Origin of the sequence: Methylobacter svalbardensis, from assembly GCF_037671525.1 — a bacterium.
GTDB lineage: Bacteria > Pseudomonadota > Gammaproteobacteria > Methylococcales > Methylomonadaceae > Methylobacter_A > Methylobacter_A svalbardensis.
Window position 1 is genome coordinate 1 of record NZ_JAWPOH010000059.1, and the last position, 19,291, is coordinate 19,291.

Genomic DNA, 19,291 nt, shown 5'->3' on the forward strand with positions numbered 1-19,291 from the left:
AAACTTTCCAAATAGGTGCGCTCATCCTCAGTTAAACGCACAATATATTTCTTTGCCAATCTATCGTTCCCCAATAATGTAAAAAACCTACTCTATGGGGATTTTATACGACAAAACAAGACTGACTTAGTACTAGTATAAGTTTAGTCTATTTTTGAACTGCTTGTGTAATCGCAAGGCCAGTGTCGGGCCTTAATTGTTGACAGATCAAGGTAATCTTATAGAATACGCCGCTCGAACTGCGGAGCGGTAGTTCAGTTGGTTAGAATACCGGCCTGTCACGCCGGTGGTCGCGGGTTCGAACCCCGTCCGCTCCGCCATCTCCAGGCATGATTTTTGCTGTTGATTAAAAAACAATTTGGCTCAAAGTGCTGGTAAGTTTTTTCTATTAATCGTAAGTGATGGGCCTTCTCGGTCAGACCATTTATGACTTTATCTTCAAAACAGCACTTTTTTAAAATCATCCTGGTAGTTATGCTGTAAAATCACTGTTTTTTGATCTTAGCTTTCAGATGACCACCAGTCTACCCGTACCGCGTATCGCATTAACTCCCGGAGAACCCGCCGGCATAGGTCCCGACCTTTGTATTCAGCTTGCACAGCAGGATTTACCCTGCGAAATCATCGTTATAGCCAGTCCGAAATTATTGGCAGAGCGCGCCGCACGGTTAGGTTTACCGCTACAGATAAAAGAGTTTGACGGCTCTTCGCCTGCTGCGGCCCAGACTGCCGGATGCTTGACGGTATTGCCGGTGGAACTGCCAGAGCCGGTTCAGTGCGGACAATTGAATCCGGCCAATAGCCGTTATGTGTTGAAAACCATCACCAAAGCGACCAGAGGCTGCATGGATGCGGTTTTTGATGCGATGGTCACCGGCCCAGTCCATAAAGGTATCATCAACGATGCGGGTCTGCCTTTTAGTGGGCATACCGAATTTATTGCCGACATTACCGGTGGACATCCGGTGATGATGTTGGCAACGCCGGGATTGCGGGTGGCGTTGGTGACCACGCATCTGCCGCTGTCCGAAGTCAGTTCAGCCATTACCCATACCCGCTTACGGGCGGTTATTCGGATACTGGATCACGAGCTGAGAACACGCTTCGGCATAGCTTTCCCTAAAATACTGGTGTGCGGGCTTAATCCGCATGCCGGTGAAAACGGTCATCTGGGCAGGGAAGAAATCGACATTATCGAGCCGGTACTCGACAGCTTTCGCAAACAGGGCTTGAATCTGCATGGGCCGTTGCCGGCTGACACGCTGTTCACCGACAAGTATCTGGCTACAGCGGATGCGGTATTGGCGATGTATCACGATCAGGGCTTGCCGGTGCTTAAATACATAGGATTCGGGAAAGCTGTCAATATTACGCTGGGGCTACCGATTATCCGCACTTCGGTTGACCACGGCACGGCGCTGGATCTTGCCGGCAGCGGTAAGGCCGATTTAGGCAGCCTTCAGTTTGCCTTGCAAACTGCATTAACGATGATTACGCAATAAACAAATAAAATGGCACATATTCCGCGCAAGCGCTTCGGTCAGAATTTTCTTCATGACCACAATATTATTTACAATATTATCTCCAGCATTCAGGCTATTCCTGATCAACATTGGGTTGAAATAGGGCCGGGGCAGGGTGCATTGACCGAGCCCTTGTTGAACGAAAAAGTGCGGTTGGACGTGGTCGAACTTGACAGGGATTTGGTGGTTTTGCTCAGGGAGAAGTTCAAGCACTATCCTAAGCTGCAAATTCACAGTGCCGATGCGTTAAAGTTTGATTTTTCGGCGCTGGCTGATGAAGGTAAAAAACTGCGCATTATCGGCAATTTGCCCTATAACATTTCAACGCCGCTGATGTTCCATTTGCTGGATAACGCTTATTGCATCGAAGATATGCATTTCATGCTGCAAAAGGAAGTGGTTGACCGGATTTGCGCATCTCCCGGCAGCAAAAAGTACGGCAGGCTTAGCGTCATGATGCAATATTTTTGCGAAACTGAGATGTTATTCGAAGTGCCGCCGGAAAGCTTCGACCCGGCCCCGCAGGTGATGTCTGCTATCGTCAGACTGGTGCCGCATCTACAACCGCCTGTTGTGGTGAATGATATGGCAAAACTCAACCGGGTGGTCACGCAGGCGTTTTCTCAGCGGCGCAAAACCTTGCGTAATTCGCTGAAAAAACTCATTGCCGAGGAAGAAATTGTCGCCTTGGGTATAGACCCGATATTAAGGGCCGAAAGCATTACGCTGGCCGAGTTTGCAAGCTTGAGTAATCTGCTGCAGGACCTGTAGTGAGCATCGCGTACTATGGTTCCCAAGCTCCAGTTTGGGAACCGGCGCCAATGTTTTTCTTCATATTCTTCGTGGTGAAAATTCTTTTCAAACAGAAAAACTCTCGCCGCAGCCGCAGGTGCCTTTTACATTCGGGTTATTGAACTGGAAAGCTTCGTTAATGCCTTCCCGGCGGTAATCCAGCTCTATTCCGTCGACAAATTCCAGGTCGTTTGCGGCGACGATGACTTTGACGTCGAAATTTTCGAACACCGCATCGCCTTCATCCAGCGCATCGGCGTAATCAATCGTATAAGCATATCCCGAGCAACCGGATTGCTTTACGCCCAACTTTAAGCCTAAGCCTTTACCGCGTTTTTCCAGTTGTTTTTTGATTTGCCTGGCGGCACTTTCAGTTAATGAGACAGACATACAACCTCTTTATCCTGTTAAGGATTTTATTTGTTTAATAAATTCAATAATTTCAGCTTCAGTGTTGGCTTTTCCCAAACTGATGCGGATTGCGCTTTTTGCTTGAGCAGGATCAATGCCCATGGCGACCAAAACAGGGCTGGCTTCCCTGATGCCGCTGGCGCAGGCCGAGCCGCTGGATACGGCAATGCCTTTTTGATCCAGCTGCATCAGCAGCATCTCACCATCGATACCGTGGATACCTACCTGTACGGTATTGGGCAATCGTTCCGTTTGTTCTGCAAAAACAGTCAGGCCGGGCATAGCGCTCAAGCCGTGTTCCAGCAGTGTCCTCAGTTTGAGCAAATGTGCCTGGCGTTCGGCAAGTTCTAATTTGGCAAGTTCTGCCGCCTTACCAAAACCGACGATAGCGGCGACATTTTCAGTCCCTGCTCTGAACCCTTGTTCCTGTCCGCCACCTAACAAGATGGGTTTTATGGCTACAGATTTTTCAAAGACTAGCGCGCCGCAGCCTTTTGGTCCGTAGATTTTATGACTGGACAGCGACATCAAATGCGCGCCGAGCCGATTGAAATCGACCGGGATTTTTCCCAGCGCCTGCACGGCATCGGTATGGACCTTGATGCCGTGTGCTTTCAGCTGGTCGGCATAGCGTTCGATATTCTGCACCACACCGGTTTCGTTATTGGCCTGCATCATCGAAACCAGACTAGGTTTTAGCAAAATCACTTCGTCGATAGCATCCTGCGTTATCAGGCCGGTTGCATCGACATCAAGCAGGGTAAGCTGATGTCCCAAACTTTGCAGATGTAAGGCAGGCTCAATAACCGAGGGATGTTCAATGGCTGATACCGCGAGTCCGACCTGAGGGGCTAGCGTTGCCAAGGCCAGATTGTTGGCTTCCGTGCCGCCGCTGGTAAAAATAATTTGCTCAGGTCTTACGCCAATCAGAGCTGAAAGTTGCTCGCGAGCTGCATTTATGGCGCTGCTGGAGACTCTGCCGTGACGATATAAGCTGGAAGGATTTCCGTAGAATGTTTTCAGGAAGGGCAGCATCGCCTCCAGAACGCGACCATCCAGCGGTGTGGTCGCGTTATGATCAAGGTAGATCATTCATATCGCCAGGGATGGTGTCTATGCCGCAAGACTGTTGGGAACAGTCGCTATTCAGGATAACGATAAATTTCAACGGTTTGCTGGGCATCGATACTCTGTCTTTTAGCGACTTCCTGAATCTGATTTTTTTCTAACAGGTCGGCTAACGAAATGCCTTCCAAATAGTTTCTAATTTGTTCGCTTAATCCCATCCACAGATTATGCGTTAAACAGGCTTTTTCCTTCTGGCAATTGGCTTCGCCGCCGCATTTGGTTGAATCAAGCGGTTCATCGACAGCAGCGATAATATCAGCAATATTAATTTCGCTGGCTTTGTGGCACAGTTTGTAACCGCCACCTGGTCCGCGCACACCTTTTACCATGCCTGCCCGGCGTAAGCGGGCAAACAGCTGTTCCAGATAAGACAAGGAAATAGTTTGACGAGCCGCAATGTCAGTCAAGGTTACTGGCTTGATTTGACTATGAAAAGCCAAATCGAGCATTGCAGTGACCGCATAGCGACCTTTAGTAGTTAAGCGCACAATAGTATCCTCTATAAATACCGTTAAGATATTGTTACTATACTTAACCTAGCAAATTAGTCAACTATTATGGATGGGGAGGTGAAAGGCTAAGGGCTAAGGGCGAAGGGTACAACTTAAGCCTGATGCCGCTTTTTTCGCCTTTCGCCTTTTGTCTTGAACCTTTAGCCATCCTCAATTTCGCAGCCGTCTAATTTGGAGATCGGGGATTCCTTGTATTGAATACCGGCATCATTAAGCGCTTTTTGTAGAGTTTCTATCTGCCTGTCCATCGCTTGAATATGATCCAGCATGTGATTAATCGCGTAGGCGATGGGATCGGCCACGTCAGTTGTTGCTCCGTAGGCATGAAAACCCATTTTGTAGGCAATCTTGTCACGCTCGGCTGTTGCGGCTTTACTATTAGGATCGACGATGTGAGCGGGAATGCCGACCACGGTTGCCCCATCCGGTACCGGTTTTAAGACCACCGAGTTTGATCCGATCCGAGCGTTTTCACCAATATCAATAGGCCCTAAAACTTTTGCCCCTGCACCTATCACTACGCCATTATGCAAGGTCGGATGACGCTTGCCTTTATCCCAACTGGTTCCGCCCAGGGTTACGCCATGATACAAGGTGCAGTCGTCGCCGATAACGGCGGTTTCGCCGATCACTACGCCCATGCCGTGATCGATAAAAAAACGCCTGCCGATGATTGCGCCCGGGTGGATTTCAATTCCCGTTAGCCAGCGGCCGATATGGGCAATAAACCGGGCCAGCCATCTGAATTCGGCTAGCCAGAAAAAATGACTGAGTCGATGAATTAAAACGGCATGAAATCCGGGATAAGTCGTCATCACTTCAAAGGCCGTTTGCGCCGCCGGATCGCGGTCAAAGACGCAGGCAATGTCTTCTTTTAGTCGGTTAAACATCGTTATTCCTCTTGTGGCCTTGGGACATTCTCAAGATGCCTCTGAGGATGTCTAGCTCCTTGGTGTTCATTTGCACCCGGTTATAAATCCGGCGCAAACGCCGCATAATGGATTTCGATTTGGCCGGATGCATAAAGCCTATATCGGTTAATGCTTCAGCCATGTGAGCATAGAAAGACTCCATTTGCGTTGCTGTAGCCAAAGGATCTTCATCTTTATCGCCGACCAAGATTTGTTCTTCGGCGGCCTGCCCGGATGCGACAAATAATTCATAACAAACGACCTGCACGGCGGCGGCAATGTTTAAAGAGCTGTATTCGCTGTTACAGGGGATGCGTAGCAAAAAGTGACACAGATCCAGCTCATGGTTTTTCAGGCCTGAATTTTCCCGGCCGAAAACGATAGCGACGTTGTCGCCGGGTTCATTCACTAACACTTTTTCCGCGCATTCTCTCGGTGACAATTCCGGCCAGCTGATGGTTCGACCTCGGGCGCTGGCGCCAATCACTAGCTGGCAATCGGCAATGGCCTCCTGCAAGGTCTGGCAAACAATTGCGCCAGCCAACACATCATCTGCGCCTGAAGCCCTGGAGGTGGCGTCTGCGCTGGGAAATATTTTAGGCGAAACCAGATAAAGGTTGTGCATTTTCATGTTTTTCATTGCACGGGCAACGGCACCTATATTCCCCGGATGCGTTGTTTCGACCAGTACTATTTTTATAGTAGACAGCAAGGCGATGTCCTTAGTTAAAAAAAGAGCCTAAGTTTAGCAAAATATTTGGTATTATATGGGGTTTTCGACCATTGCCCCTTTGCAATCGTCTATGCTTATATAAATCCGCCTATGCAACCCATGTTAAATACTGCCGTCCGTGCCGCAAGAAGCGCCGGCGACTTGATCCTCCGCTCATCAGATAATATCGGTCACCTGAAGGTCGACCAAAAAGGTAAAAACGATTATGCCAGTGAGGTCGATCGTATGGCCGAACGGGAAATCATCAACATTATCAAGACGGCTTATCCCGAGCACAGCATCCTGGCAGAAGAAAGCGGCGAGCATCAGGGTAACGATTTTGTCTGGGTTATTGATCCGCTGGACGGCACCACCAACTTTCTGCACGGTTTTCCTCAATACGCCGTTTCCATTGCCCTAAAGCATAAAGGCAGGATTGAAATCGGCGTCGTTTACGACCCGTTACGCGATGAGTTATTCACCGCCAAACGCGGCGGCGGAGCCATGTTAAACAGCCGTCGTCTTCGGGTGACCAATCAGAACAGTTTGAAAGGTGCATTAATCGGTACCGGCTTTCCGTTTAAAACCGATTTGCACATGGATGCTTATTTAAAAATGTTCCGTTCAATAGCCGTTGATTCGGCCGGCATTCGCCGCGCAGGTTCTGCGGCACTGGATTTGGCCTATGTGGCTGCCGGTCGCTTGGATGGTTTTTGGGAAATAGGCCTGATGGAGTGGGATATGGCCGCAGGTCTTTTATTGATAAAGGAAGCAGGCGGTGTAATTACCGATTTTTCTTTTAATGATAAGTATCTGGAGTCAGGCAACGTGATCGCTGCAAGCCCAAAAATGCATCAGATCATGTATCAGCTTATCGAGCCGTATGTGACGGATAATTTGAAATAGTTATGTCAAAAAGGGCGACCAGCCAGTCGCCCCTACAGTTTTAAAATATCTGCAACGCCAGCATTAGCGCATCTTCGCGGCCGTTTTCTGCCGGATAATAGCCTTTTCTGATGCCGATTTCGTTGAAACCCATGTCCTCATAAAGGGCAATGGCAGCGGTATTGGACGGCCTGACTTCCAGGAACATGGTTTCCGCCCGGCCTCTGGCTGTTTCGATAAGATTTTGCAGCATTTTGCGACCTATGCCTTGTCCCTGTTCGGCTGCCGCTACACAAATATTTAAAACATGCGCCTCGCCTACGCTGATCGCAAGTATGCTGTAGCCCAGCACCGTATCATTCTCTTCACAGACCCAGCAGCTATAGTTAGCTTTAAAGCAATCCCTGAAAATGTCTTCCCCCCAGGGGGCGTGATAGTTGGCTCTTTCAATTGCCATAACGCCGGGTAAATCGGAGCTGCGCATTTTCCTAAGACGCATTAAATCTTTTCTGCCTACCGAATCGGGAAATATTTTGGCGTAGAACTCTCTATCGGCATCATAAATCATAAAGTTTTTTATTTTTTCTAATGTTCCCCACATGACCTACCTTTGATGGTTTTTAACTATTTGCATCGCGAATTTTAAATCTTTCCAGGCTTTACGCTTGTTCAGTAATGATCTTAATAAGTGCGCCGGGTGATAGGTTACAACAACCGGCGTATCATTTAAAGTGTGTATTTTACCCCTTAGTTCGGCTATCGGCTCATCGGTGTTTAACAAGGCCTGTGCGGCAACATGGCCTAAAGCCAGGATGATTTTCGGTTTGATCAGCGCTTGTTGTCGCAGCAAGTAAGCTTTGCAGGTTTCAACTTCGATGGACTTGGGTTCTCGGTTGTCGGGAGGTCTGCACTTGACGACATTGGTTATAAAGACCTGTTCCCGGTCTAGGTCGATGGCTCTTAGCATTTCCGTCAGCAGCTGGCCCGCCTTGCCGACAAAAGGCAAGCCTTGCCGATCTTCGCTTTGTCCGGGCGCTTCGCCGACTATCATCCAGTCGGCATTTTTATTGCCTGAGCCGAAAACGGTTTGGCTGCGGGATTTACACAAATCGCACAGTGTGCATGGAGCGACTTCAGCTTGCAAGGCTTCCCAGCTGTCGGCCGATTCAGCGATAACGTTCGGCGCTAGCGGGTCATCGGCTCTGGGCAGCCAGACATCAATGCCCATCGCTTCGAGGTATTGCAGGCGTGTTGCATTATCCAAAACCTTTTACCTTTCGCCTTTCACCTTAATTCAAACATCCCCTTTCTGGGGATGTCGGCGTTGATCGGGGCTGTGCAGCTTATTCAGCGCATTGATATAAGCTTTTGCTGAGGCGATAACAATGTCGGTATCGGCACCCAAGCCGTTAACAATCCGGCCTGATTTTTCAAGACGAATAGTCACCTCGCCCTGGGCATCGGTGCCGTTGCTGATACTGTTAACCGAATAAAGCTCCAGCGTGGCTTCGGACTGCACCAGTTTTTCTATGGCTTTTAAACTGGCATCCACAGCGCCGCCGCCATCAGAATTGCCGGTGACTTCCTTGTTGTCCACCCGTAGCGTGACGGTTGCGTTGGGTATTTCGCCGGTTTCCGAACACACTTTCAGGGCGATCAGTTTGACATGCTCATCTTCCGCCTCAAAACCGGCTTCCGAGATCAATGTTTGCAAATCTTCATCAAAGATTTCGTGCTTTTTATCGGCCAATTGCTTAAAGCGGGCAAACGCCTCGTTCAACTCTTCTTCCGTGCCGAACTCAAAGCCCAGTTCGCTGATTCGGCTCTTAAACGCATTCCGGCCTGAATGTTTGCCCAGCACCATGCGGTTAGCCGTCCAGCCGACATCTTCGGCGCGCATGATTTCATAGGTCTCGCGGCTTTTTAATACGCCGTCCTGATGGATGCCCGCCTCATGGGCAAAGGCGTTGGCGCCGACGATGGCTTTGTTGGGCTGTACAGGAAAACCGGTGATTGACGATACCAACTTTGAGCAGGTCAAAATCTCGCGGGTGTCTATGCCGGTTTGGCAGGTAAACACATCCTTACGGGTACGCACAGCCATGACTACTTCTTCCAGGGAGGCATTGCCGGCGCGTTCACCCAAGCCGTTAATCGTGCATTCAACCTGCCGTGCGCCGTTCATGACCGCCGATAAGGAATTGGCCACCGCAAGCCCCAAATCATTGTGGCAATGCACCGAAAAAATTGCCTTATCCGAATTGGGGATGCGACGGATCAGGTTCGCAATAGTCGCGCCGAACTGCTGCGGAACGCTGTAGCCTACGGTATCGGGAATATTCAGCGTCGTGGCTCCGGCATCTATAACCGCCTCCAATATCCGACACAAAAAGTCTTCATCCGAGCGTCCGGCATCTTCAGGCGAAAATTCGACATCATCGGTATATTGCCGTGCGCGTTTGACCGCCCTGACTGCGTATTCGATGACCTGCTCCGGCTGCATCTGCAACTTCATTTGCATATGGATCGGCGAGGTGGCGATGAAAGTATGAATCCGCGACCGGTTAGCGCCTTTTAGCGCTTCGCCCGCACGGTCTATATCCTTGTCCAGCGCTCTGGCCAGTCCGCATACCACGCTGTCTTTTATGATATTGGCTACGGCTTGTACGGCTTCAAAATCGCCGGGACTGGCCGCAGGAAAACCGGCCTCAATCACATCAACCTTTAAACGCTCCAAGGCCTTGGCAATTCTGACCTTTTCCTCACGAGTCATGGATGCGCCTGGGCTTTGCTCGCCATCGCGCAAGGTGGTGTCGAATATTATTAACTTGTCATTCATAAAAACTCCATCGATGGAGAACTATCGACGGTTACGTCGATATAGGAAAATAGGGGTGTAAGTCATTAAATAGAGAAAGATTGATTGCCCGTCAGGGCAGGTATCTTAAAGGCAGGCATAGCCACGCACGCAAGGCAGTTCCGGCAGAGATTGTGCCGGAAAGCGGGATTTGAAATGCAGGGTTGATTTGAATAAACATGGTCGTGACTATACGCCAATGGCCGTGCGGCCTCAAGCGGATTTTACGCTTTGCGACCCTGTAACTTGCGTCTGCGCATGACCAGGGTAATCACCGGGCCTGAAATCGCATAGCCTAAAAACAACAGGAACAACATCGTTTGCGGCTGCGCCATCACAAAAGCGATACCCAGCATTACGGCAATCGCGACAATAAAAGGCACTTTGCCTTTTAAATCGATTTTTTTGAAACTGGAATAGCGGAAATTACTGACCATCAGCAAGCCGGTGCTGATCGTTAAGATCAGTGCAAAATATTTGAATAGTTCGATGTCGTATTTATACTCCAGGCATATCCAGATGAACCCGGCAAGAATCGCGGCGGCGGCAGGACTGGGGAGTCCCTGGAAATAGTTCTTATCGGCTGTCTGCAGCTGAGTATTAAAGCGCGCCAGTCTTAATGCACCGCCCGCCGTATGGACAAAAGCAGCAAACAGACCCACTTTACCGAGGCTCGAAAACGCCCATAAATACATCACCAAAGCGGGTGCTGCGCCAAATGAAACCATGTCTGAAAGACTGTCGTATTGAGCGCCGAATTCGCTTTGCGTATGAGTCAACCTCGCCACCCGGCCATCCAGACCGTCCAGAATCATCGCGACAAAAATGGCGATAACAGCGGTTTCGTAACGCCCGCCCATTGCTGAAGTAATCGCATAGAAGCCGGAAAACAGGGCTCCTGTGGTAAACAAATTAGGCAGTAAATAAATTCCACGACGACGGGTTAAGCGTTTTTCCGGAAGCATATTGCAATCAATCCTTAAGTTTTAGGAAGTCAGTAAAAAACATAGCGTCAAATTATACAATGAGCCTGCAAACTGCACCTAGCTTAATCAAAATCAGATCTGCTCTGTCCTTGGTCTCCGGGTCATTGGAAATCTTCAAAAACAAGTGCAGGTTCAGTATCCATAAAAACGTTTTCGTTAAATTTACTGAGGCAAATAGCATTTAGAGTCACTTCTTCATACAGCCAATAATAAAAGTCGCTCTCGAAGACGCTGTGTCTGTCGGTGTATCTGCATTGTACCCATTGATTATCCAGTGATCCGATCGCGTTAGGCGTTTTATCGGATTGAGTTCGGCCAAAATACCCAATGACTTTATCGTCTAAATTCAGTTGAAACCGGTCAAATTGAATTTTTCCGTCGGCTAATGGTGCATATTTTAAGCGTCCGTCTTGTCTATCATCGCCGTGCCGATCTATTACGCAGTGCTTATTGACAGCATAAAAAGCGGGCGGAAAGATGATGGGGTGTCGGTCTGGAATATTGGCGCGCTCCAAAACATGTGCTGCCGTTCGTTGACTTTTATCCCATTGTTTGATGATTATTTGCAAAACCAACATGGTTATTTTTCCGCGTGTGTTGATGGGGCATCAGGTTAATGGTCATTAATATTTCCTCTTAGTGCTTTAAGCCGACCTTGTTTGGTTTTGCTGTCCAAGCGCCTCAATTTTGATCCTTTGGTAGGCTTGGTGGCTTTGCGCTTTTTGTGTATTATCGCCACACTTTGAATTAATGCCTGTAGCCGACTGAGGGCGTCTTCTTTGTTCTTTTCCTGGGTGCGATACTGCTGTGCCTTGATCACAATGACGCCTTCTTTTGAAATGCGCTGATCATTTAAAACTAATAGTTTTTCTTTGTAAAACTCGGGCAATGATGACGCATTAATATCAAAGCGTAAATGAACAGCGGTTGAAACTTTATTGACATTCTGCCCGCCAGTTCCCTGTGCACGAATCGCATGAACTTCAATCTCATGGTCCGGGATACTGACTTGGTTGGATATTTGCAACATTGATGTGATGCTCTTTTGTTAATTGGGCGGCGCTGAACGATTATACGTTATTTGCTTTTGGACTTAGGGGATGGTTATGACCTGTGTGCTCTTGTATCGCTTCCCTTCTGATTTCGGTACTTCCGCTGTTTATGATTTACAATATGCCATAGCTTGAAACACAAACAGATAGCAGTCTTGTTCGACAAGGCGTTATTGTTGCTGAACCTCGCGTACACGGCAGCTGCATGTGATGATTAAAAGTATTTCTGAATAAGACAACCTACCATCGGAGCGATAAAGAATGACTAATCATGTTACTTTGACCCAGTTTATCATCGAACAGCAGCGCGAGTTGCCGGGTGTGTCTGGAACGTTTACTTCATTGCTCAACGATGTGGTTACCGCGTGTAAGAAAATTTCGCATTTGGTTAATCGGGGCAATCTGGTCGGCGTGCTGGGTAGCGCAGAATCCGAGAATGTACAAGGTGAGGTGCAAAAGAAACTGGACATCATTACTAATGACATTATGGTGGAGGCGCTGAACTGGACCGGCCATTTGGCAGGCATGGCATCGGAAGAAATCGATGGCATCATCCCCATTCCCTCGCAGTATCCCAAAGGCAAGTATCTGGCGTTGTTCGATCCGTTGGACGGTTCTTCAAATATTGACGTCAACCTGGCGGTAGGTACCATATTTTCTATATTGCGTTGCCGTGAAGGTGTGGAACCGGCGGTGGAGGATTTTTTGCGCAAGGGTTCCGAGCAGGTTTGCGCGGGGTTTGTGCTTTACGGTCCGTCAACGATGATGGTTTTAACCACCGGACATGGGGTTAACGGCTTTACGCTGGATCAGGATATAGGCGAATTTATTCTGACTCATCCCGCTATGACGATTCCTGCTGAGACCAGCGAATTTGCGATCAATATGTCGAACCAGCGGTTTTGGGAACCTCCGGTACAGCGTTATATTGAGGAATGTTTGCAAGGTACCGAAGGTGTGCGCGAAAAAGATTTCAATATGCGCTGGATTGCGTCTATGGTGGCTGAGGTTTACCGGATACTCACGCGTGGCGGGATTTTTATGTACCCGTATGATTTGCGCGATCCGTCAAGAGCCGGAAAACTGCGCCTGATGTACGAGGCCAATCCGATGGCATTTATTGTCGAGCAAGCGGGCGGCGCCTGTTCTACCGGACGTGAGCGCATTCTCGACATGAATCCCACAGGGCTGCATCAGCGGGTTCCGGTTATCTTGGGATCGAAAAACGAGGTCGAACGGATTGTCGGGTATCATTTGGCTAAAGGTTAAAGGCGAAAGGCTAAAAATCGTCTATCGTTCCACGCTCCGGAGACTGTGAAAGTATTCGTATGGTTATCGTTCCCGCGCTCCAGCGTGGGAATGCATACGGCAACGCTCCAGCGTTGCTAACAACGGTGCGAAAGACTAAAAAACAGCCGCCCTTGTATGATAAAATTCCAGTTTTTTAATTTCACCTTTGAGTTTTTCCATGAACAAACCTAAAAAAGTCGCAATTCTTACCGCAGGCGGCTTGGCCCCCTGCTTAAACTCAGCCATCGGCAGCCTTATCGAGCGTTATACTGAAATCGATCCCAGCATCGAAATCATCTGTTATCGTAGCGGCTATAAAGGCCTGCTTCTTGGCGATTGTTATACGGTCACCCCGGAAATTCGTGAAAAAGCCGGTCTTTTACATCGTTTTGGCGGTTCGGCGATCGGCAACAGCCGCGTCAAACTGACTAACGTTAAAGACTGCATTAAACGCGGATTGGTACAAGAAGGTCAGGATCCGCAAAAAGTGGCAGCCGACCAACTGGTTAAAGACGGCGTCGATATTCTGCACACGATCGGCGGTGACGATACCAATACCGCTGCCGCAGATCTTGCCGCTTTCCTGGCGAAAAACGACTATGGTCTTACCGTTATCGGTCTGCCTAAAACCGTCGACAATGACATATTTCCGATCAAGCAATCGCTAGGCGCATGGACGGCAGCCGAGCAGGGCGCTAGTTACTTCTGGAATGTGGTTGCCGAAAACAATGCCAATCCGCGTATGCTGATTGTCCATGAAGTGATGGGACGCAGTTGCGGCTGGCTGACTGCGGCTACTGCGGTGGAATACCGTAAACTGCTGGATCGCGCCGAGTGGTTGCCGGAACTGGGTTTGGATCGCGCCACTTATGAAGTGCATGGCGTTTTTATTCCTGAAATGGCTGTCGATTTGGCTGCCGAAGCGAAGCGTCTGCGTGCGGTGATGGACAAAGTCGATTGCGTCAATATCTTCGTCTCGGAAGGCGCCGGCGTTGAGTCTATCGTTGCCGAAATGCAAGCCAAGGGACAGGAAGTGCCGCGCGATGCGTTCGGTCACGTCAAGCTTGACGCCGTTAATCCGGGTAAATGGTTTGGCGACCAGTTTGCAGAAATGATCGGTGCGGAAAAAACCCTGGTGCAAAAATCAGGTTATTTTGCCCGTGCATCTGCGGCTAATGTTGAGGACATTCGCCTGATCAAGTCCTGTGCCGATCTCGCCGTCGAGTGCGCTTTCCGTCGTGAGTCCGGCGTTATCGGTCATGATGACGATAAAGGATTTGTACTGCGTGCGATTGAATTTCCCCGTATCAAAGGCGGCAAGCCTTTTGATTTGAATACAGGCTGGTTTAATCAAACCTTAGCTGAAATCGGTCAGGCTAAAGGTACTAAGGTAGAAGTTGGGCATTAAAATAATCTCTATCTAAGTATCAGTTTGCGCTGGTTTCCAAGCTTGGGAGACTATGAAAGTATTTCCACTTCAAGTGGGGCGGGGTTTGCAACTCCGTTGTTGACGATTTAATGCCAGCCTGAGCGTACACAGTAGGCATGAAACGTAAACAACGGGGCCAATATGCCCCGTCCGGTTGTGGCGGCGACTTTAGTCCACCGGTCAGTATATTTAATCGGCGACTAAAGTCGCCGCCACACCCGGCAATGCGTAGCTAAAGTCGCAGCTCCATCTATTATTAACCATCCCTATGATCACCCTTATCCAGCGCGTCACTACCGCTACAGTCACCGTCAATAATCACCAGATCGGTAAAATCGATACCGGCATTATGGCATTGGTTGCGGTAGAAAAAGAGGATACTCAAAAAGATGCTCAACGGCTGCTGGAACGTATCCTCAACTATCGGATTTTTGCCGATAGTGATGACCGCATGAATCTGAGTTTGAGGGATATTAACGGCGGATTGTTGCTGGTTCCGCAATTCACGCTGGCTGCGGATACTCAAACGGGCAATCGACCCAGTTTTATTTCCGCTGCGCCGCCGGAAAAAGGCAAGGAGCTGTTCGATTATTTGCAACAGTTGGCAAAACAGATTTATCCAACAGTTGAATTCGGTCAGTTTGGCGCGGATATGCAGGTTTCGCTGGTCAATAACGGGCCGGTTACCTTTACTTTGCGGACTCGTTAACAGTGCAGTAGCGGTTTTGGCCTTATATTATCTCATTGAGTTTATAGCTTGTTTTTTATTACCATGAAGGGCATGAAGAAAAGAGACGTGGGTGATTTGTCAAACAAGGATTTCTAATCAACTTTACTGTAACGCTATGAAAGCAAGGACTAAAAAAATCTTTTTATAAAATCATCTCTATAGAAAATACAGGAAGTCAATACAGTCAATTCTTCATGCTCTTCATGGTAAAAAAAAATGACATTCCTTGAAATCAACGCCCATCTTAATGTTGATTTGGCTTTGGTTTACTGGAGCGGTGGGGTCTCGGTATTCGTATCGTCCCCGACGCTGTGCACAATCTCTTGCTCGGTTTTTTTGTTCATAACGATAATGGAAATTCGTCTGTTAATCGGATCCAGTGGTTCGGTGTCGGCATTGTAGGGAACGCTGGACGATAAGCCGATAACTCTTAAGATTTTTTGTTCGGCAAGACCACCCTGGGTTAATTCATATCGAGCAGCATTGGCCCGATCACTGGAAAGCTCCCAATTGGTGTATTTTTTCTGGTTGGGCGGGAAAGGCCGAGCATCGGTATGTCCATTAAGGCTGACTCTATTGGGTAATTCGTTAATGGCCGGTGCCAGTGCCCTCAAAATCAATTTAATTTGCGGCTCGGTTTCTGCGCTGGCCAGTTTATACATGGGTCTGTTTTGGGCATCGACGATGAGAATTCGCAAGCCTTCGGAAGTTATTTCCAGTTTAATTTGATCTTTGTACTCGGTTAATTCAGGAGTGGAATCTATTTTGTGCTGAATTTTTTCCTTTAAATCTTCGAGTTTTGCCATCTCAATTTTTTCGGCTTTTTGTTCAATGTCCTCAGGCATCATCTCTTTTTCTTCCGGTGTCATGCCTTTGTCGACCTGACCTTGATCTTGCGAGGTAATATCTGAGCCGCCCGCCTGAATAAGGCTGGTTCGATCGCCGACATCGGCCCCTTTTTCTTCTGCAGATGCCTTAAAAGGATCTTGAAAGTATTCGGCAATGCCTTTGCGTTCTGTCTCGGTGGTTGTGCCTAATAGCCACATCAGTAAAAAAAATGCCATCATCGCGGTAACGAAATCGGCATAAGCCAGTTTCCAGGCGCCTCCATGATGAACATGGCCGCTTTTTTTTATTTTTTTTATGATGATCGGTTGTTGATCGGCCATTTTTTAACCTAACCTTTATTGGCTCTTAATTGTTCTTCCAATTCCAGAAAGCCGGGTCGCATGGTGGAAGCAATCATGGTGCGCATATATTCGGCAGTCATGGCTGGTGATATGCCTTTGGCGCAGCACAACAAGCCTTTTTGGGCGCATTTATAGACATTGCCTGCCGCTTCAGTGCGTTCTGCCATTACTGCTGAGACGGGGCCGATAAAGCCATAGGCCAGTAAAATACCCAGAAATGTTCCTACCAGAGCTGCCGCGATTAATTTACCCAGTTCTGAGGGCGGAATGCCGACCGATTCCATGGTATGCACAACGCCCATTACCGCCGCGACAATCCCAAAGGCCGGCAAACCGTCGGCGACATTTTGGATGGCTTTGACCGGCGCATGGGCTTCTTCATGATGGGTTTCGAGTTCCTGGTCCATCAGTTCTTCCAACGCATAGACTTCAACCCCGGTAACGATCAAGCGAAGATTGTCGCAGATAAACTCCAATAGATGGTGATCACCGAGAATCCTGGGCGTAAACACCGGGCTGCTTTTCGGATCGTCGATAATGCTTTCCAGCGATAATAAACCTTCTTTGCGTGTTTTAGTGGTGATAGCATAAAAACACAGCAGCAGCTCAAGGTAATAGTCTTTATTGTATGGGGTACCTTTTAAGGTGGCGGTGGCCTGACTGACGGCTGCTTTTATAACAGGCATGGAGTTTCCGCAGACGAAAGCACCGACAGCGGCGCCAATGATGATAACAAATTCAAAGGGTTGAAAGAGAACGCCGGGGTGCCCACCGCCCCCCATAAATCCGCCCATGATTGATATAGAGAGGATTAAATATCCAGCAATAACTAGCATGTGTTCTCTTTAGGTGTTTGGTTTGTAGTGAAATAATTAAATTGAGATGTCGATTTAATCATCCTGGACGCTTATTTTAGCTTGAATTTGAACCTCTTGGGTTAATCTTTCACTGCTTGGTTTTTTTCCTGATGAGGAACCTGTTTACATCATCAACCGCTACATATAAAGACGGAATCAGAATCAGGGTGATAAAGGTGGCGAACAAGATGCCGAAGCCTATGGAAATGACCATGGGTATCAGTATGCGGGCTTGTCGTGAGGTTTCCAAAATCATCGGCATTAAACCGCCGAAAGTCGTTAACGTGGTTAGAACAATAGGTCTGAAACGCTGGATGGCGGCCATTTTAATGATTTCTTCAGCCAAGTGACTGGTATGCCTTTTAAGATGGCTTGCATGATCGATTAATATTAGTGAATCGTTGATGACGATGCCTGATAGCGCCACGATACCCAACAGGCTGATGATGCTTAAGTCGTAGCCCATCAGCAAATGACCAAAAATAGCGCCGATCATGCCAAACGGAATACTGACGATGACGATCAGAGGCATTACATAGCTTTGAAACGGGATCGCCAGCAAAGTGTAAATTCCCAGTATTGCCAAAACGAAACTTAATTTAAGACTGCCGATACTTTCAGCCACGTCGGCTTGCTGGCCTTCAAAGCTGTATTGCAAGCCCGGGTATTTCGCCAATAAACGGGGTATTTCCGCAACTTTGAGGTCATTGAGGATGTCACCGGCTTTACTTCGTGGCGTCACATCGGCTTTTACCTGCACATTGCGCTGACCATTATGCCGGTCAATTTCCATGTAGGCGCGCCCCCGCTTGATGTGGACGACTTCGCGTAGCGGTATTTCCCGTGCCGGTATCGATGCCGAACCGGCAGTCCAGATCAGCAGATCATCGATATGCGTTTCTAAAATACGCTCGTCTTCCGGCAATCTGACCATGATCTTGATTTCGTTACGACCACGTTGCTGACGTAAAACTTCCGCGCCGTAAAAGGCATTGCGTACTTGCCTGGCAACATTCTGCGCGGTCAGTCCCAGGCTTTTTCCTTCCGGAAGTATCGTGAAATCCAGTTGCTGTTTACCGGGACTGAAGCCGTCATCAACATCTTTCACGATAGGGTAGGCGCGTAATGCCTCGGCCAATTCCTTGCTGGCCTGTTCCAGAATGGCAAGATTGGGATGATTTAATTCAATGGAAATCGCAGTGCCGCCTCCAGGCCCTCCTGAGTCGGATTCGAATAATATCGATTTGATGCCCAAAATATCGCCGGTTTGCTGTCGCCATTGCTGGTTAAATTGTTCGGTGCTGATGATTTTTTCGCGTATTTCGGGGTCGGCCAGATAGGCTCTTATTTCTGCTTTGTTGCTGTTGTTTTTGCCGACTTCTGTAAATATCCCCAGTATCAGTTGGTCGCCATTTTTTATTTTTTTAATCGTTTCCTGTGCACTGGTTACTATATCAAGTGCAACGGCCTGGGTTTTTGCTATCGGTGTTCCATAAGGCATGGTGACCGTGACCTTGGCAAAATCCGATTCTGTTTTTGGAAAGGCGGACATGCCCATTCTGCCGCTTAAGGCATAGGCCAGAGTGCCGACCAATAAGGCAAAGGAGAGTAAAATAGTCAAATAACGCTGTCGTAAAATCAGCTCAAGAAACGATCCGTAACCGGACTCCACCCAGTGTTTAAAAAAGTAACTGAATTGCTGTTGTTTTTGATAAATCCAACCCTTTTTTTCGTTGGTGTTGACAGGAGCCAAGCTGCTCAGGTGATTGGGGGTATGAACAGGCTTTCTATCAGTGAAAGCAGGAACACGGTGATGATCACCACAGGAATCATAAAAAATATTTTGCCGATTTCTCCCGGAATAAAAAACAGCGGAATAAAAGCGGCAATATTACTCAGCTGAAGTTTCCTAAAAAATCATCAAGCCACCATGCGTAGCAATACGGCCACCAACGAATTTTTCGAGGGGTTGCCGGGTTTGGGGCAAACCCTATCAAAATCCTCATTGAGAGCGGCTTCAGCTATA

Annotated in this window: 21 protein-coding genes and 1 tRNA gene; 8 read left to right on the forward strand and 14 right to left on the reverse strand. The window is 48.2% G+C overall.

Annotated features, from left to right (window positions below; translation table 11 throughout):
* Window positions 1-243: 243 nt before the first annotated feature.
* The 3 genes from RW114_RS16525 (at window position 244) to rsmA (ending at window position 2,294) form a co-directional block, all read left to right on the forward strand.
* Window positions 244-320, forward strand: a tRNA-Asp gene (locus RW114_RS16525).
* Window positions 321-512: 192 nt separating this feature from the next.
* Window positions 513-1,502, forward strand: coding sequence for a 4-hydroxythreonine-4-phosphate dehydrogenase PdxA (pdxA, locus tag RW114_RS16530; protein WP_340123865.1), 990 nt, complete (start codon window positions 513-515; stop codon window positions 1,500-1,502).
* 9 nt (window positions 1,503-1,511) lie between these two features.
* On the forward strand, window positions 1,512-2,294 hold the full coding sequence (gene rsmA / locus RW114_RS16535; RefSeq protein WP_340123866.1) for a 16S rRNA (adenine(1518)-N(6)/adenine(1519)-N(6))-dimethyltransferase RsmA: 783 nt from the start codon (window positions 1,512-1,514) through the stop codon (window positions 2,292-2,294).
* 87 nt (window positions 2,295-2,381) lie between these two features.
* Here rsmA and RW114_RS16540 read toward each other — a convergent pair whose 3' ends face one another.
* The 5 genes from RW114_RS16540 to RW114_RS16560 all read right to left on the reverse strand — a co-directional run bounded on the left by RW114_RS16540 (window position 2,382) and on the right by RW114_RS16560 (window position 5,989).
* Window positions 2,382-2,705 carry a HesB/IscA family protein gene (locus RW114_RS16540; RefSeq protein WP_340123867.1) on the reverse strand — a complete coding sequence of 108 codons (324 nt, stop codon included), beginning with the start codon at window positions 2,703-2,705 and terminating at the stop codon, window positions 2,382-2,384.
* 9 nt (window positions 2,706-2,714) lie between these two features.
* Entirely contained in the window at window positions 2,715-3,818 is a 1,104-nt protein-coding gene (locus RW114_RS16545; RefSeq protein ID WP_340123868.1) for a cysteine desulfurase family protein, read from the reverse strand.
* A gap of 50 nt (window positions 3,819-3,868) precedes the next feature.
* A complete protein-coding gene (gene iscR, locus RW114_RS16550; protein WP_340123869.1) occupies window positions 3,869-4,342 on the reverse strand; it encodes a Fe-S cluster assembly transcriptional regulator IscR in 474 nt (157 codons plus the stop codon).
* 164 nt (window positions 4,343-4,506) lie between these two features.
* Complete coding sequence (cysE, locus tag RW114_RS16555; protein ID WP_340123870.1) at window positions 4,507-5,256, reverse strand: serine O-acetyltransferase; 750 nt, start codon at window positions 5,254-5,256, stop codon at window positions 4,507-4,509.
* On the reverse strand, window positions 5,249-5,989 hold the full coding sequence (locus tag RW114_RS16560; protein WP_340123871.1) for an RNA methyltransferase: 741 nt from the start codon (window positions 5,987-5,989) through the stop codon (window positions 5,249-5,251). Before RW114_RS16560 ends, cysE begins: the two co-directional genes overlap by 8 nt.
* Window positions 5,990-6,100: 111 nt before the next feature.
* Between RW114_RS16560 and RW114_RS16565 the strand changes: the two genes are divergently transcribed.
* Window positions 6,101-6,895 carry an inositol monophosphatase family protein gene (locus RW114_RS16565; protein ID WP_340123872.1) on the forward strand — a complete coding sequence of 265 codons (795 nt, stop codon included), beginning with the start codon at window positions 6,101-6,103 and terminating at the stop codon, window positions 6,893-6,895.
* 40 nt (window positions 6,896-6,935) lie between these two features.
* On the opposite strand, the gene rimI is transcribed toward RW114_RS16565, so the two are convergent.
* From rimI to arfB, 6 genes are all read right to left on the reverse strand, one after another.
* Window positions 6,936-7,475 carry a ribosomal protein S18-alanine N-acetyltransferase gene (gene rimI / locus RW114_RS16570; protein ID WP_340123873.1) on the reverse strand — a complete coding sequence of 180 codons (540 nt, stop codon included), beginning with the start codon at window positions 7,473-7,475 and terminating at the stop codon, window positions 6,936-6,938.
* A gap of 3 nt (window positions 7,476-7,478) precedes the next feature.
* On the reverse strand, window positions 7,479-8,138 hold the full coding sequence (locus RW114_RS16575; protein WP_340123874.1) for a uracil-DNA glycosylase: 660 nt from the start codon (window positions 8,136-8,138) through the stop codon (window positions 7,479-7,481).
* A 30-nt stretch (window positions 8,139-8,168) separates the two neighbouring features.
* Window positions 8,169-9,713 (reverse strand): 2-isopropylmalate synthase, encoded by a 1,545-nt coding sequence (locus tag RW114_RS16580; protein WP_340123875.1) that lies wholly within the window; start codon window positions 9,711-9,713, stop codon window positions 8,169-8,171.
* Between the two features lie 242 nt (window positions 9,714-9,955).
* Window positions 9,956-10,696 carry a CDP-diacylglycerol--serine O-phosphatidyltransferase gene (gene pssA, locus RW114_RS16585; protein ID WP_340123876.1) on the reverse strand — a complete coding sequence of 247 codons (741 nt, stop codon included), beginning with the start codon at window positions 10,694-10,696 and terminating at the stop codon, window positions 9,956-9,958.
* A gap of 122 nt (window positions 10,697-10,818) precedes the next feature.
* Entirely contained in the window at window positions 10,819-11,295 is a 477-nt protein-coding gene (locus tag RW114_RS16590) for a hypothetical protein (protein WP_340123877.1), read from the reverse strand.
* Between the two features lie 35 nt (window positions 11,296-11,330).
* Window positions 11,331-11,747 (reverse strand): alternative ribosome rescue aminoacyl-tRNA hydrolase ArfB, encoded by a 417-nt coding sequence (arfB, locus tag RW114_RS16595; RefSeq protein ID WP_340123878.1) that lies wholly within the window; start codon window positions 11,745-11,747, stop codon window positions 11,331-11,333.
* Window positions 11,748-12,030: 283 nt separating this feature from the next.
* Here arfB and RW114_RS16600 point away from each other — a divergent pair, with 283 nt between their 5' ends.
* From RW114_RS16600 to dtd, 3 genes are all read left to right on the forward strand, one after another.
* Entirely contained in the window at window positions 12,031-13,038 is a 1,008-nt protein-coding gene (locus RW114_RS16600; RefSeq protein ID WP_340123879.1) for a class 1 fructose-bisphosphatase, read from the forward strand.
* Window positions 13,039-13,237: 199 nt separating this feature from the next.
* The gene (locus tag RW114_RS16605; RefSeq protein ID WP_340123880.1) at window positions 13,238-14,467 is read left to right on the forward strand and encodes a pyrophosphate--fructose-6-phosphate 1-phosphotransferase; all 1,230 of its coding nucleotides are present in this window, start codon (window positions 13,238-13,240) and stop codon (window positions 14,465-14,467) included.
* Window positions 14,468-14,756: 289 nt separating this feature from the next.
* Window positions 14,757-15,197, forward strand: a complete 441-nt coding sequence (dtd, locus tag RW114_RS16610; RefSeq protein WP_340123881.1) for a D-aminoacyl-tRNA deacylase — start codon at window positions 14,757-14,759, stop codon at window positions 15,195-15,197.
* 287 nt (window positions 15,198-15,484) lie between these two features.
* Here the strand turns inward: dtd and motB are convergent, their stop codons facing one another.
* The 3 genes from motB to RW114_RS16625 form a co-directional block, all read right to left on the reverse strand.
* The gene (motB, locus tag RW114_RS16615) at window positions 15,485-16,387 is read right to left on the reverse strand and encodes a flagellar motor protein MotB (protein WP_340123882.1); all 903 of its coding nucleotides are present in this window, start codon (window positions 16,385-16,387) and stop codon (window positions 15,485-15,487) included.
* An 8-nt stretch (window positions 16,388-16,395) separates the two neighbouring features.
* Complete coding sequence (motA, locus tag RW114_RS16620) at window positions 16,396-17,244, reverse strand: flagellar motor stator protein MotA (protein WP_340123883.1); 849 nt, start codon at window positions 17,242-17,244, stop codon at window positions 16,396-16,398.
* Between the two features lie 109 nt (window positions 17,245-17,353).
* Window positions 17,354-18,937, reverse strand: a complete 1,584-nt coding sequence (locus tag RW114_RS16625; protein WP_340123884.1) for an efflux RND transporter permease subunit — start codon at window positions 18,935-18,937, stop codon at window positions 17,354-17,356.
* Window positions 18,938-18,940: 3 nt separating this feature from the next.
* On the opposite strand from RW114_RS16625, the gene RW114_RS16630 reads away from it, so the two are divergent.
* Window positions 18,941-19,168 carry a hypothetical protein gene (locus RW114_RS16630; RefSeq protein WP_340123885.1) on the forward strand — a complete coding sequence of 76 codons (228 nt, stop codon included), beginning with the start codon at window positions 18,941-18,943 and terminating at the stop codon, window positions 19,166-19,168.
* Window positions 19,169-19,291: the final 123 nt, after the last annotated feature.